General features: G+C 67.1%; 14 protein-coding genes and 1 tRNA gene. 7 read left to right on the top strand and 8 right to left on the bottom strand.

Annotation, left to right across the window (positions count from 1 at the left end):
- Nucleotides 1-18: 18 nt before the first annotated feature.
- Entirely contained in the window at nt 19-174 is a 156-nt protein-coding gene (locus BC793_RS49905) for a hypothetical protein (RefSeq protein ID WP_158319483.1), read from the top strand.
- A gap of 2 nt (nt 175-176) precedes the next feature.
- Here BC793_RS49905 and BC793_RS36335 read toward each other — a convergent pair whose 3' ends face one another.
- The gene (locus tag BC793_RS36335; RefSeq protein ID WP_109600899.1) at nt 177-1,343 is read right to left on the bottom strand and encodes a PP2C family protein-serine/threonine phosphatase; all 1,167 of its coding nucleotides are present in this window, start codon (nt 1,341-1,343) and stop codon (nt 177-179) included.
- A 123-nt stretch (nt 1,344-1,466) separates the two neighbouring features.
- Here BC793_RS36335 and BC793_RS36330 point away from each other — a divergent pair, with 123 nt between their 5' ends.
- Nucleotides 1,467-2,009: a phosphoribosyltransferase family protein gene (locus tag BC793_RS36330; protein ID WP_203896566.1), complete on the top strand. Its 543-nt coding sequence runs from the start codon at nt 1,467-1,469 to the stop codon at nt 2,007-2,009.
- 21 nt (nt 2,010-2,030) lie between these two features.
- Here BC793_RS36330 and BC793_RS36325 read toward each other — a convergent pair whose 3' ends face one another.
- Nucleotides 2,031-2,309 (bottom strand): YciI family protein, encoded by a 279-nt coding sequence (locus BC793_RS36325; protein WP_109601065.1) that lies wholly within the window; start codon nt 2,307-2,309, stop codon nt 2,031-2,033.
- An 83-nt stretch (nt 2,310-2,392) separates the two neighbouring features.
- Between BC793_RS36325 and BC793_RS36320 the strand changes: the two genes are divergently transcribed.
- Nucleotides 2,393-2,872, top strand: coding sequence for a YcxB family protein (locus BC793_RS36320; RefSeq protein WP_109600897.1), 480 nt, complete (start codon nt 2,393-2,395; stop codon nt 2,870-2,872).
- Between the two features lie 226 nt (nt 2,873-3,098).
- Here the strand turns inward: BC793_RS36320 and dcd are convergent, their stop codons facing one another.
- On the bottom strand, nt 3,099-3,677 hold the full coding sequence (gene dcd / locus BC793_RS36315) for a dCTP deaminase (RefSeq protein ID WP_109600895.1): 579 nt from the start codon (nt 3,675-3,677) through the stop codon (nt 3,099-3,101).
- A 75-nt stretch (nt 3,678-3,752) separates the two neighbouring features.
- On the opposite strand from dcd, the gene BC793_RS36310 reads away from it, so the two are divergent.
- On the top strand, nt 3,753-4,259 hold the full coding sequence (locus BC793_RS36310; protein ID WP_109600893.1) for a pyridoxamine 5'-phosphate oxidase family protein: 507 nt from the start codon (nt 3,753-3,755) through the stop codon (nt 4,257-4,259).
- A gap of 83 nt (nt 4,260-4,342) precedes the next feature.
- Nucleotides 4,343-4,416, top strand: a tRNA-Gly gene (locus tag BC793_RS36305).
- Between the two features lie 60 nt (nt 4,417-4,476).
- Here BC793_RS36305 and BC793_RS36300 read toward each other — a convergent pair.
- Entirely contained in the window at nt 4,477-4,794 is a 318-nt protein-coding gene (locus tag BC793_RS36300) for a hypothetical protein (RefSeq protein WP_109600891.1), read from the bottom strand.
- Nucleotides 4,795-5,322: 528 nt separating this feature from the next.
- Here BC793_RS36300 and BC793_RS36295 point away from each other — a divergent pair.
- Nucleotides 5,323-9,240: a hypothetical protein gene (locus BC793_RS36295; RefSeq protein WP_146246615.1), complete on the top strand. Its 3,918-nt coding sequence runs from the start codon at nt 5,323-5,325 to the stop codon at nt 9,238-9,240.
- Between the two features lie 175 nt (nt 9,241-9,415).
- On the opposite strand, the gene BC793_RS36290 is transcribed toward BC793_RS36295, so the two are convergent.
- From BC793_RS36290 to BC793_RS36270, 4 genes are all read right to left on the bottom strand, one after another.
- Complete coding sequence (locus BC793_RS36290) at nt 9,416-10,594, bottom strand: MFS transporter (protein WP_158319482.1); 1,179 nt, start codon at nt 10,592-10,594, stop codon at nt 9,416-9,418.
- Between the two features lie 36 nt (nt 10,595-10,630).
- Nucleotides 10,631-10,849, bottom strand: coding sequence for a DUF397 domain-containing protein (locus tag BC793_RS36285; RefSeq protein WP_109600885.1), 219 nt, complete (start codon nt 10,847-10,849; stop codon nt 10,631-10,633).
- Entirely contained in the window at nt 10,849-11,724 is an 876-nt protein-coding gene (locus tag BC793_RS36280) for a helix-turn-helix domain-containing protein (protein ID WP_158319481.1), read from the bottom strand. The genes BC793_RS36285 and BC793_RS36280 overlap by 1 nt, the downstream gene beginning before the upstream one ends.
- Before the next feature lie 396 nt (nt 11,725-12,120).
- Nucleotides 12,121-12,366, bottom strand: coding sequence for a hypothetical protein (locus BC793_RS36270; protein WP_109600882.1), 246 nt, complete (start codon nt 12,364-12,366; stop codon nt 12,121-12,123).
- A 173-nt stretch (nt 12,367-12,539) separates the two neighbouring features.
- Here BC793_RS36270 and BC793_RS36265 point away from each other — a divergent pair, with 173 nt between their 5' ends.
- Nucleotides 12,540-12,776 (top strand): hypothetical protein, encoded by a 237-nt coding sequence (locus BC793_RS36265; RefSeq protein ID WP_109600880.1) that lies wholly within the window; start codon nt 12,540-12,542, stop codon nt 12,774-12,776.
- Nucleotides 12,777-13,298: the final 522 nt, after the last annotated feature.

Here is a 13,298-nt window from a genome sequence, read left to right as displayed (position 1 = left end):
TACGAACAGGGGGACGCCATGTTCGCCACGCTCAAGAACCTGATCCCGGAGCCGCGTCAGGCCAACCAGCCACGCAACTACGTCGGGCGGCATCGCCAGCCCGATCAGGCCCCACCGGTTCCCGCGCCGACCTCGCCGGCCGCACCGGACGACCCCGAGGACAGCGCGGCCTGACCTCAGCTGCCCGCGGCTCCGACTTCCCAGCTCGGCACCGAGACGGCAGCGCCGCCGTCCGGACCGGCGTACTCCAGCAGCACCAGCGCGATGTCGTCCTCGAGACGCCCGTGGACCCAGTCGACCAGGGCCGTCTCCAGCGACGCGAGACCATCCCCGACCGTGCCGTGGCCCAGCAGGCGCCACGCACGGTCGGCGGTCGGGAAGAACTCACCGTCGCGCCGTGCCTCGCCCAGCCCGTCGGTGAACAGCAACAGCCGGTCCCCCGGCTCCAGGCGTTCCACCCGGGGCTTCACCTCGGGCACGAACCCGAGCGGCGGCGCCGGCGCCGGTGGCTCCAGCGGAATGACCTGGCCCCGGCGCAGCAGCAACGGCGCCGGATGTCCACAGTTGACGATCGTCAGGGTGCCGCCACGCTCCTCGACCAGCGCCGCGGTCACGAAGTCCTCGTCGCCGACGCTGCGGGCCACCGCACGGTCCAGATCCTGCACGATCGTCTTCAGATCGGCCCGCTCGTACGCGACATGCCGATACGAACCCAGCACGATGCTCGCCAGGCGTACCGCGTCCAGGCCCTTACCCCGTACATCCCCGATGATGATCCGGACGCCGTAGGGCGTGTTGAGGGCCTCGTAGAGGTCCCCTCCGATGTCCGCGGCGGCGGTCGCCGAGATGTACCGGCCGGCCACCGCCAGGGCACCCACCTGCGGCCCGATCGGCCGGAGCACCGCCTGCTGGGCCACCGCCGCGAGCCGCAGCAACTCGCCGATCTTCTCCGTCTGCCGCTGCCGGACCGTGGCGCCGGCCGCCGCCACCCCGGTGGCCAGCACGACGCCCATCAGATTGACCAGTCCGGCCGTCTCCAGGCCCTGGGCGACCGGATCGTGCGCGACCTCGGGCGGCGGCACGCGGGACAGGACGACGAAGAGCGCTCCGACGACCGTCGCCAGCACCCCCGCACCGAGGACCAGCTGCCAGGCGGCGAAGACGGCGGCCACGAACGGCACGGCCGCCAGCAGGCCGACATACCGCGCATGGGGGCCTTCGGTGTACTCCACCACGGACACGATCGTGAGCAGCATGAGGGCCGCGCCGATCCCGGCGCGGTTCCCTGGGCTCAGCGGGTGTCGTCCCGCCATGAAAGTAGGCATGGTTCCGCCGAACAGCATGCCCGATCGACCTGACGTCGGGCATCAACTTGACCCGTAGGCTGAGTCGGTTCTGACCCCACGTAGGTACCGGAGTCATTCGGTCGGTCCAACAAGGGCGTCGGCCGGTGACAGGATGTCCGGGTGACCGACGATCTCCGTGACCTTCTCCGATCCGCATTCCGGTGGACCGATCTGGGCCCCGGCCACGACTACATGGTCAGCGACCGCTCCGGATGGTGGCGTGATCCGCGCATCCTCGACGGACTCGGCACGGCCCTCGCCGACCTGTTCCGGAACGACCGGCCGACCGTGGTGGTGTCGCCCGAGGTCACCGGATTCATGGTCGGGCCACTGGTGGCCCGGGCACTCGGAGTGGGGTTCGTCGAGGCGTACCGGGCCGGGGCGCGCCGGGCCATCGCCGAGCCGATGATCTGGGTCGACGTGCCCACCGACCACCGCGGTGACGTGCAACGTCTCGGTGTCCGGGAGAGACTTCTCGGCCCCGGCGACCGCGTCCTCGTCGTCGACGACTGGGCGGCCACCGGAGCTCAGGCGCGCGGCCTGCGCGAACTTCTCGGATCGCGGTACCTCGGTGCGGCGGTGATCGTCGACGAGTGCCCGCCCGAGGTGTCGGCCGAGCTGGCGATCAGAGGCCTGCTGACCGGAATGGACCTCGACCCGTAGACAAGGTGGACCGACCGCGCCCTATCGGGTGCGCTGGTAACCCGCGAGCGCACCCCGGGTCGGGTGCCAGCCGGTCGCCGTGTAACGGGCCAGGCCGCGCACCACATACGGGTCCTTGGCGATCAGCTCGTGCGCCTCGGCCTCGGTGTCCACGTCCAGCAGGATGATGCCGCCGGTCGGCGGGTCCATCCGGCCGGCGGTGACCGCGTAGCCCGTCTTCTCCAGCTCGTCGACGAAGGCCAGGTGGTCGGCTCGTGCCGCGTCGACCTCGTCGAGCGGCTTCAGGTACGTCGAAATCATGAGATACACGCCGCCAATCGTAGGCCCCGGACCAGCCGCCTGGACGGTGCCGATCGATGCCGGGCAAAAGGTACTTTTCCGGGGTGCAGATCCAGATCACCGCGGTTTCCGATCCGGCGCTGATCGCCGCCGCCACCCGGCACGGCCTGCGCCGCCCGGTTCTCGCCGCCCGCCTCGCCGGATGGGCGTTCCTGCTGGTCGCGGTGCTTCTGCTGGGGATCACCGGCGACCTCAGTCCGGGGCTGCTGGCCGGCGGTGCGGCACTCGGGGTGATCGTCCCGGTGGTCCTTCTCAACCACACCGCGCGCGGCCTGCGGGCCGGGCGGGTCACCACCTACGAGATCAGTGAGGGCGGTGTCGCCAGCTCCGACGCGGATGCCCGGCACGCGTACGCCTGGCGGGCCGTCCGGTCGGTCGAACACCTCTCCGGTCAGTTGCTCTTCCGGCTGCGCGGCGCGCGCCTGCTGCCGGTCCCCACGGCCGGGCTGAGCCCGGCACAGATCGAGCAGGTCCTCGGCGCGGCGTCGGCGCGCGGGCTTCACGTCCGGCGGTTCGCCTCCTGAAACACCCGATCGGGGTACGGCCACCCGCTCTCACCGGCGCCGGGCGGGCCGTCCTTCAGCCGATCAGCGGACCGACCGGGCCCGCGCGGAGGACGGCCGGATCCGTGCGGGGGCAGCACGGCCCGCGCAGGACGGCCGGGTCAGCGCAGGGCGGCCGGGTCCTGCAGCGGGTCGGCCCGGTCCGTCAGCGGGCCGGCCGGGTCCTTCAGCGGGCCGGCCGGGTCCGTCAGCGGGTCGGCCAGGTCCGGAAGTTCAGTGCCGAACGGCTGGCGGTCGGGCCGCGCTGACCCTGGTAGCGGGATCCGTAGACGGTCGAACCGTAGGGGTGCTCGGCCGGGCTGGACAGCCGGAAAATGCACAGCTGGCCGATCTTCATCCCCGGCCAGAGCTTGATCGGCAGGTTGGCCACGTTGGAGAGCTCCAGCGTCACGTGCCCGGAGAACCCCGGGTCGATGAAGCCGGCGGTCGAGTGGGTGAGCAGGCCCAGCCGACCCAGACTGCTCTTGCCCTCCAGCCGAGCGGCCAGCTCGTGTCCGAGAGTGATCACCTCAAGCGTGGACGCCAGCACGAACTCGCCGGGATGCAACACGAACGGCTGGCCGTCCTCCACCTCGACCGGGGCGGTCAGCTCGTCCTGCTGCTCGGCCGGGTCGATGTGCGTGTACAGGTGGTTGTTGAACACCCGGAAGAAACGGTCCAGCCGGACGTCGATGCTGGACGGCTGCATGAGCGACGGCTCGAACGGCTCCAGCAAGAGCCCGCCCGACTTGATCTCGGAGACCAGGTCCCGGTCGGAGAGAAGCATCGCAACACCATACCGACCTGCCCGAATCGGCGTGTTCGGTGGCTGTCTCGTACGTATGTTCGATAGAATGCCGGCATGGCTTCCTGGTCCGATTTCGCCGCCGCCGAGCCGGCGCTCGCTGACGGCATCCGTGCGCTCCTGCAGCAGTACGGCCCCGGCATGGGCTACCTGGCGACCATCCGCCCCGACGGCGGTCCGCGCGTCCACCCCGTCTCCCCGGTCTTCACCGCCGACGGGCTCTTCTGCTTCATCGTCGACTCACCGAAGCGCCGCGACCTGGAGCGCGACGGGCGGTATGCCCTGCACGCCTACCCACCGGAGGACAACGACGACGAGGCCACCCTCTCCGGCCTGGCGGTCCCGGTCTGCGACCCACGGGTCATCGCCCACCTGGCCGGCACCCTGCACGCCTCCCCCGACGTCGACTGGCGTCTCTTCGAGCTGACGGTCGACACCGCCATGCTGCGCCGCCACGGCCCGGCCGGCGCCCTCCCCCTGGCGGCCACCCCGTTCCTGCCGGCCTACGCCCGGATCTGGCGCGCACCCCGCCACACACCCAACCTCCTGGCCGTCGCCGGCTGACCTCAGCACCCACCCGCAGCCCCTCGCCGATGGTGGGGCGGTGCCGCCACCGACTCGGATAATCAGGTACAGTGGTGCAGCTTGCGGGTGTAGTTCAATGGCAGAACATCAGCTTCCCAAGCTGACAGCGCGGGTTCGATTCCCGTCACCCGCTCCACAGACTGAGGCCCAGGTCAGCGGCACGATCGCCGACCTGGGCCTCAGTAGTTTCTGATCTCTATTCGGTAGGCGTGCCCCCTGCGTGCCCCTCCGGATTCGCGTGCCCTTCCGTGTCCTCTGCCCGGTCGCCGCGGGCGTCCTCCACGGCGAGGATCTTCACCGCGACCTCACGTGACTGCGCACCGAGTTCCGGGTCCGCGTCCATGACACGCACCTGGTAAACCCGCCGACCGGTCACCTTGTCGAACGACGGCTTACGGCTCTTCGTCAGCTCGTCGTAATCCTGAACTTCAGCGATCGAGTCCGGCACCAGCACGCAGCCCGCCGGAAAGACATCCGCGAACTGAACCCGGATCCGAGCACCACCCTTGATCATCTTTACTCCCATCATTCATGCACGCGTGCATATCGATCGGCAACAAGATGGAGCGGATTTGTTGAAACTTGGCCCTGCATCGCTGCGAACACGGTTTCGCTACAGCCCTGACCTGCGATAAGTCGCTGTATCTTCGATTTCCGAAGTCCTTGACGGATGTCCGTAGGCCTCTGTTCCGAGGCGGTGACGCGGGGCGGGTCTGACCTGCACAGGGATAGATGCCGCCCCGCGCTGTGTCTAGCTACCGGCGATCAGGTGGTCCAGAAGCCAACTGGTTAGCGCTCGGGCGGCACCGGCGATCACGGCCGTGATCACGGTGAGGGTGATCCGTTTGGAACGCGGCTCGGGGTTTTCCGAGTGGTGCGGGGATCTAGCCATCGGGTGCTCCCTGGATGTTGTCGGAGACGAAAGCGGAGCCGGCGCCGGCTTGCGCTTTCAGACTCGGGCGCTCCGGAAGGTGGCAACCTGAGTAACGACGGGTGTCGAGCGGTCCATGACCGGTAGCGGTGAGGCATCATCGATCCCACGATGAATGCCGACGAGTCCCGACGAGTGCGCCGGCCGTCTGCGGCAACGGCTAAGCGTGTCCCGGTTCGCCGGCCGCGGAAGCTGGCCCGTCCTGACCTTGAGCCCGGTCGGGAGCAGAAGGTTCGAGATCTCCTCTATGACCTGCACCTCCAGGCGGGCAGGCCATCGCTGGAAGACTTGGAAAATCGGATCGGTGGGGACCAACGTCTTCTAGGGGCACCGAAGAAGGACGTGATCCGCCGGATCATCTCCCGAGGCGGGCCAGCCGCTCAGGCTGACGTCCGTGCGGTCGCCCGAACGTTGGCGCGGGATTGCGGTCTGGATGAACACACGGTCGATGCGCAGGTCACCCTGCTAATGCGGGAATCTGAGCGGCCACCCGCGTTTGGGCCATTGCTGGTGCCGCGGTCGGCGTACCTAGCGCAGGTTCGTCAGATCGCCCCGCCCTCACTTGAAGGCCGTGAGTCGGAGCTGACGGAGCTGGCCCGGTTCTGCCTGGACGAGCAGTCCGGCGACTACGTGTGGTGGCAGGCGGGGCCGTGGGCAGGCAAGTCGGCGTTGTTGTCGACGTTTGTGCTGAACCCACCGGAAGCAGTGCGCTCGCGGGTGCAGGTGGTGGCGTTCTTCATCACAGCCCGGTTCGCCGCGCAGGACACTCGGCAGGCGTTTACCACGGTAGTCGGCGAGCAGTTGGCCGCGTTAGCCGGCCAGGACGTTCCGGCGGTGATCGACGAGTCATTGCGCGAGGCGTGGCTGCTGGACTTGCTCGGGCAAGCCGCATACGACTGTCAGCAGCGGGGTGTACGGCTGGTGCTGCTCGTCGACGGCCTGGACGAGGACCTCGGAGTCACCACTGGCCCGCACGCGCGGAGCATCGCTGGATTGCTACCGGGTGTGCCACCGGCCGGCATGCGGGTCATCGTGGCCGGCCGGCCCAATCCACCCGTGCCGGACGACGTGCCCGGATGGCATCCGCTGCGCGATTCGGCCATCATCCGGCCGTTGAGCAGCTCCCCGCATGCCCGCGACCTGCAACGACTCGGGCGGAGCGAGCTGAAACGCCTACTCACCGGCAGCGTAGTTGAGCAGGATCTACTCGGTCTGCTGACCGCGGCCCGTGGTGGCCTATCCGGAGACGACCTGCACGAGTTGACCGGGGCCGGGCTAGTCGCCATTGAAGAGGTGTTGCACACCGTGGCGGGGCGCACGTTCACCCGCGGCTCCCGACAGTGGGCGGCAGCGGACGACCCGCTGATTTATCTACTCGGGCACGAGGAACTCGACGCCACCGCACGCCGCTATATCGGCGACGCCCTCCTGGGTGGCTACCGCGACCGCCTCCACACCTGGGCACGGCGCTACCGCCACCCCGTCGACGGTGGCCCGCCCTGGCCCCCGAATACCCCGGAATACCTTCTACTGGGCTACCCCCGGATGCTGGCCACCACAGGTGGGCTGCCCCGGCTAGTTGATCTGGTCACCGACCCCTACCGTCACGACCGAATGCTGGCGCTTTCGGGCGGCGACGCCGCCGCCCTCTCCGAGATCATCACTTGCCAGGACCTCCTCCTCGCCACGCCGAGACCCGACCTCGAAGCGATGCTGCGACTTTGCATCCGTCGCACCAACCTCGCTAACCGCAACAGCAACGTCCCCGCTGGTCTACCTGCGATCTGGGCAGCTCTGGGACAACCCGCCCGCGCCGAAGCCCTCGCTCACTCGATCCCCGATTCGTATGAGCAGGCACACGCGCTGATATCAGTCGCTCGAGCGATCGCGGCCACGGGCGACCCGCGCCAAATCCGACACCTCACCGACCAAGCCGAAACCCTCGCCCGCTCAATCATCATGCCGCATCAGCAGGCGCAGGCGCTGATCTCAGTCGCCCGAGCGATCGCGGCCGCCGGCGACACCCACAAAGCCGAAACCATCGCGCGCTCGATTACTAACCCGGACTGGCAGACGCAGGCGTTGACCTCGGTCACCCAGGCAGTCGCGGCCGCCGGCCACACCGATCAAGCCGAAACCATCGCCCACTCAATCACTAACCCGTACTGGCAGGCGCTTGCCCTGACCTCGGTCGCCCGAACCGTCGCGGCCAGTGGCGACACCGACGGGGCCCGGCGCCTCACCAACCAAGCCGAAACGATCGCCCACTCAATCACCAACCCGTACTGGCAGGCGCTTGCCCTGACCTCGGTCGCCCGAACCGTCGCGGCCAGTGGCGACACCGACGGGGCCCGGCGCCTCACCAACCAAGCCGAAACGATCGCCCACTCGATCACCACGCCGCATCAGCAGGCGCAGGCGCTGGCCTCGGTCACCCGAGCGATCGCGGCCGCAGGTGATATCGAGAGGGCCCGGCGCCTCACCGACCAAGCTGAAACGATCGCCCACTCGATCACCGACTCGCATCAGCAGGGGCAGGCGCTGATCTCAGTCACCCGAGCGATCGCGGCCGCCGGCGACACCCACAAAGCCGAAACCATCGCCCGCTCAATCACCCACCCGCATCAGCAGGCGTGGGCGCTGACCTCGGTCGCCGAGACGATCGCGGCCGCCGGCGACACCCACAAAGCCGAAACCATCGCCCGCTCAATCACCCACCGGCATGAGCAGGCGCAGACGCTGATCTCAGTCACCCAAGCGATCGCGGCCGCCGGCCACACCCACAAAGCCGAAACCATCGCCCACTCAATCACCAACCCAGAGCAACAAGCACAAGCATTGACCTTGGTCGCCGAAGCCGCCGCGGCCACCGGCGACACCGACCGAGCCCGACGCCTCACCAGCCAAGTCGAAACGATCGCCCACTCAATCACCGACTCGTATCAGCAGGGGCAGGCGCTGATCTCAGTCACCCGAGCGATCGCGGCCGCCGGCGACACCCACAAAGCCGAAACCATCGCCCACTCAATCACCAACCCGCATCAGCAGGCGCAGGCGCTGATCTCAGTCACCCGAGCGATCGCGGCCGCCGGCGACACCCACAAAGCCGAAACCATCGCCCACTCAATCACCAACCCACAGCAACAAACACAAGCATTGACCTCGGTCGCCGAAGCCGCCGCAGCCGCCGGCGACACCAACAGCGCCCGACGCCTCACCAACCAAGCCGAAACGATCGCCCACTCAATCACCGACCCGCATCAGCAGGCGCAGACGCTGATCTCAGTCACCCGAGCGATCGCGGCCGCCGGCGACACCCACAAAGCCGAAACCATCGCCCACTCAATCACCAACCCACAGCAGCAGGCGCAGACGCTGGTCTGGGTCGCCGAAGCTGTCGCGGCCACCGGCGACACCGACCGAGCCCAACGCCTCACCAACCAAGCCGAGACCATCGCCCGCTCAATCACCGACCCAGAGTGGCAGGCGCAGCTGCTGGCCTCGGTCACCCGAGCGATCGCGGCCGCCGGCGACACCCGCCAAGCCGAAACCATTGCCTACTCGATCGCCGTCCCGCAGCCGCAGGCGAACGCGCTGTCCTCGGTCGCTCGGGCCGTCGCGGCCACCGGCGACACCGACCGAGCCCGACGCCTCACCAACCAAGCCGAGACCATCGCCCGCTCAATCACGCACCCGTACTCGCAGGCGCTTGCCCTGACCTCCGTCACGCTAGCGATCGCGGCCGCCGGCGACACCCGCCAAGCCGAAACCATCGCCCGCTCAATCACCGACCCACAGCAGCGGGCGCAAGCGCTCATCGCAGTCGCCAAGGTGATCGCAGCCAATGACGACGCTGACCGGGCAGCTCGCCTTCTGAGCGAGTCATTGACGGTGGCGTCGTGGCGAATGTCGTTGTCGGTGTTGGCTGAATATTGGCCCCACGTGGTGCTGCGGTGTGTCGAGGCGTTGTCCGGTAGCGAACAGACGTGGCCGAGCTCGGGCACAGCAAAACCCGTGTCCGGCCTTTAGCAACGCTCCAGGGAGTTCGCGCTGACGGGCACTATCAAGGTCGCCCGGACTTGTCACCGCCGCCGCCAACGATCACTGTCCCGGTTGACGCCTGTCTAGCACGACACCATCATGACCTCACACCAATCAAGCAACGTAAATCACCCTGCCACTCGTCGGTACCGCAGCCCGATTTCTACGCGCTGTGCTGGTAAGGCCAGCTCAGGAGGCTTGCCGTGCCGAGAAGTATTGCGGCGGCAACTAGAGGCGCGGTAAGCCCCCAAGCCGTGGCGATGGCGCCACCCACCAGCGCGCCAACACCGGCAGCGCCCAAGCCGAAGAGACGGAACGCACTGACGACGCGGCCAAGGAGACCATCGGGGGTAAGGGCCTGACGGGCAGAGCCCACAGCAACGCTGGAGAGCGACGAGCCCGCGCCCAGGATGGCCAAAAGCAGGCCGGCAATCCAAACGTTGCCGACCGCGGCAATGCCAGCCCACGCCAGCCCTTGGACCAGGAGGACGATCGACATCGTCTGCCGGTAGGAGAGGTTCCGCGTGATCGGACTCGCCATCCAGCCAGCGGCAACGCCACCGAGGGCACTCATGGCTAGCAGTACGCCGTAGACAGCGTTCGGGACGTCGAGCACGTCGCTGGCGTAGAGGACGAAGGGCGCCATCGCGATGTTGAAGCCGCCGTTGTACGCGCCCATGCTGAACGCCAAAACCCGCAGATCCTGCGTGCGAAGCAGATGGCGAAGGCCCGCCCGAATCGCTGACAGCACCGGTTCGTGCGGTCCGTTGGAAACCTGGTTGGCCGGCAGCAACCGGACTAGAAGCGCAGACACGAGGAAGGACACGGCATCGGACAGGAACGGCAGGCTTCTACCTAGCGCGAAGGTCATCGACCCGAGCGGCGGCCCCAGGAGCGAACGACCGACGGTGTCGAGGGCCCAGTAGCGCCCGTTCGTTTTCGCGAGCTGCTCCTTGTCCCTGCCGACGATCGCCGGGATCGTGGCCTGCGCAGCAGAGTCGAAGAAGCATTGTGCGATGCCCACCAGGACGACGGCGCCCACCAGCATCGGCAGCGTGAGCAAGTCCGCCAGGAGGAGCCCAACCAAAGCCATCAGGGCCGCCGCGCGAAATAGGTCCGCCAGGAGCATCACGCGGCGGCGTTCCCATCGATCCACTAGCGCGCCGGCCGGAAGGCCGAAGAAGAGCCACGGGATGTACACCGCAGCGGTGACTGCGGAGACAGCTACCGGGTCACGCGTTAGAGCAGCAGCCAAAAGGGGTGCGGCCGTCAGAAACGCGCCGTCACCGGTGACCGAGATCCCAGTAGCCGCGAGCAGCGGAGTAGCACGCCGGCTCTTCACGGCATCCTGCCCCGCTGTTCGCTTTCCCACAGATGATCAGTCTTCCAGCCGGCTGATATCGAACTCCCCGGAGCCGGCCCCGGCAAGGAAGGCGTTCCACTCGAGCTCGTTGAACATCAGCACCGGGCCTTGACCGTTGTCCTTGGTATCCCGAACACCGATCACGCCCTCGACGTAGGCCACCTCGACGCAGCCGCCGTCACCGCTGTTGTTGCTCTTGCGCCAGCGTGCCTTGGAGAAATCGGGGCGCTTCATCACGTACCTCCCGGGTTGGGAACAGCCAGGTATCGCTCGATATCGACCGTAAGCGATCTTAGGTATCCAACCGAACTCTCGGGTGTGAGCGCAACCTTCTGTAGGGACTCAAACAACGAGGAGTAACGCTCAATGTCTTCAGGCAGCGAGAAATACACGTCGCCAGCAAGGGTTTCGACCCATGCAACCCGCGGGCTTTCGGCTACTCGGAAGTCGTAGATCGTGAAGCCAGACGTCGCGAAGGCTGAGACAGGAGCACCAAGAGGGATGATGCTGAGGGCCAGACGAGGTAGTGACTCGGCACGGTCAGCCAGGACGCGAAGCTGGTTCCTGATGAGGTCGACATCTCCAACCCCGAGTAGCAGCGCCCGAGCGTCTAGGACCACCTCGTACATAGGCGCCTTGTCTGACTTCAACATCTCCTGGCGCTGCATTCGTTCCGCCGCCACACCGTCAGGATCCGAGGCACCGAACGCGGCTACCACGGCGCAGGCGTAGTCGTACGTCTGCAACAGCCCGGGGATGACGATCGGCTGATGATGCCGAATCCGGGTCGTGACGGATTCCAGCGACGCGATCGAGCCCTGCCGACGAGGAAGGCCGCCGGCGCGGACGATCCAGGAACCTTCGCCGGTGTCCTCGGCTGTTGCGCCCAGCAGTTCGGCGCGCACATCATCCGTTATGCCGTAGATGGCGAGCAGGCCGGCAACGTCCTTCACCGTGAACGCAGTGCGACCCGCTTCGATTCGCGAGACCTTGGGCTGCGACCAACCCAGCGTACGGGCGACCTGCTCCCCCGAGAGCTGAGCCGCCTCACGTAGCCGACGCAGCTCAGCCCCAATGCGAAGTCGCTGGGGCGATCCATCAGTCGGCACGCTGGCCCCCACTATTCATGCATGGATGTATTGGGCAAGCTACCACGATTCCCACCTCTCTTGACGGGGATGGTTCGTACTGATCGACGGCGGCCAGCAAGGGCCGACCTACTCAGACCTGATTTCAAGACCGCGCCAGGTACTGACTACGCCCCCGCCCGCGTGACCCGCTCGGGTCTCCGGTCGGCCGGTCCAATGAAGGAAACGCTCGAACATCTCGCTGGCCGGACCGTGGGGCATGTCGAGGCAAGCAGCTTCCAGCTTGTTCCACATCTCGATACGCAAGGCGGCGGGCGATAGGCCGGTAGCCAGTTCCTCCCGAGCAGGGTCGCACGGCCAGGGCCTGCCGCAGGCCTGACAATCCCAGCTCGGGCGCCCCTCCAGGTGATCCACGGCTCAGCCCTTCTTCGGAAGGAGCGCATAGCCGCCCTCGACTGGATGAACGAAGAAGGACCGCGTTGTCCGGTACTCAAGCCCGCTGGGTTCGACGACGAAACCCGTGATGGTGATCCAATCCCGCCAGCGTTCGCCTGCAAGCGGCGCCGCCTCGGCATGACTGAACAGGATCTTGAAGTTGTGTGAACCACCGGGCCAAAGGACCACAACAGGCTCGCCGGGCTCGTGTAGGTCGACCAGCCACATCGCTTCTCTCCTCGACTTGGACCCACCGACCGCCCGGGGTTCACGGGTCCGCCGAGCGGCCGGTGGGGATGCCAAATAGGAAACACTTAACTTGGCCAACTCGCAAGCTATGTAATTGGCCAAGTAGCCGGATACGACACTTGGCCTAGCGGCTGACCAGGGACGATGACCGAATGGCCGACCTTGAGGCAGCGACACGGAAGCTTCGCGCAGCCGAGGCCGGCGTCACCCGAGCGCAGGAGCGAGCTGCCAAGATCGTGGCCGACGCACGCGACAGGGTTGATCAGGCGCGTGCAGAGCTTGCCGATGCCATCCGAGAGGCGGACCAGGCCGGCGTGCGCCAGATCGACATCGTGACAGTTACTGGCTACAGCCGGGAACGGGTGCGACAGATCGCCCGCGAAGGATGACGGCAATCAGTCCTCGTTCGCAGGCTTCCGTGCTCACGGGCTCGATTAGACCGAGACCGCCTTCACCGAGTTTGCGACGCAGGATCGATGTAGCCGACTCGCAGCGGCTTACGCTTCCGTCGCGCTGTTGGTTCATGCAGCTCCGAGAGTTTGCGACCCGTGACAAGGAGCCGTCGCGGGACAGAACTTGATCTCACTGACGGTTACGGTGCTTGTCATGGGCACGAAACAAGGGTCGTAACCGCCGCGGCACCCCCGAGGAACGCGCAGCCGTTGAAGCGCAGTACAAAGAGGCGGTCGGGGACCTACAGCGAACGGCCTACTGGAACCTTCGCTCCACCACTGGGGCTGTTTGCGTAGGCCTCGGCATCATAGTTTGGAGTCGGTCAAGCTTCCCGACATCGGCGGTGGAGCCGGCTACGATCACCCACTCGCCGGAACGGGCGCTCATGTCTGACGAAATCCTCGATATAGCGCGTGGGAACGTCCGCCTGGCCGACGGAGTCAGGGAACGTCTCCGCC

Source organism: Actinoplanes xinjiangensis (assembly GCF_003148685.1).
In the GTDB taxonomy this organism is placed as follows: domain Bacteria; phylum Actinomycetota; class Actinomycetes; order Mycobacteriales; family Micromonosporaceae; genus Actinoplanes; species Actinoplanes xinjiangensis.
The sequence above is the reverse complement of the archived record's forward strand: the minus strand, read 5'-3'. Positions and strand labels throughout refer to the sequence as shown.

Coding starts and splice junctions, on each gene's coding strand:
- BC793_RS49905 (WP_158319483.1), top strand. CDS start 19: ATGTTCGCCACGCTCAAGAACCTGATCCCGGAGCCGCGTCAGGCCAAC.
- BC793_RS36335 (WP_109600899.1), bottom strand. CDS start 1,343: ATGCTGTTCGGCGGAACCATGCCTACTTTCATGGCGGGACGACACCCG.
- BC793_RS36325 (WP_109601065.1), bottom strand. CDS start 2,309: ATGATTTCGACGTACCTGAAGCCGCTCGACGAGGTCGACGCGGCACGA.
- dcd (WP_109600895.1), bottom strand. CDS start 3,677: ATGCTTCTCTCCGACCGGGACCTGGTCTCCGAGATCAAGTCGGGCGGG.
- BC793_RS36310 (WP_109600893.1), top strand. CDS start 3,753: ATGGCTTCCTGGTCCGATTTCGCCGCCGCCGAGCCGGCGCTCGCTGAC.
- BC793_RS36300 (WP_109600891.1), bottom strand. CDS start 4,794: ATGATCAAGGGTGGTGCTCGGATCCGGGTTCAGTTCGCGGATGTCTTT.
- BC793_RS36295 (WP_146246615.1), top strand. CDS start 5,323: ATGAATGCCGACGAGTCCCGACGAGTGCGCCGGCCGTCTGCGGCAACG.
- BC793_RS36285 (WP_109600885.1), bottom strand. CDS start 10,849: ATGAAGCGCCCCGATTTCTCCAAGGCACGCTGGCGCAAGAGCAACAAC.
- BC793_RS36270 (WP_109600882.1), bottom strand. CDS start 12,366: ATGTGGCTGGTCGACCTACACGAGCCCGGCGAGCCTGTTGTGGTCCTT.
- BC793_RS36265 (WP_109600880.1), top strand. CDS start 12,540: ATGGCCGACCTTGAGGCAGCGACACGGAAGCTTCGCGCAGCCGAGGCC.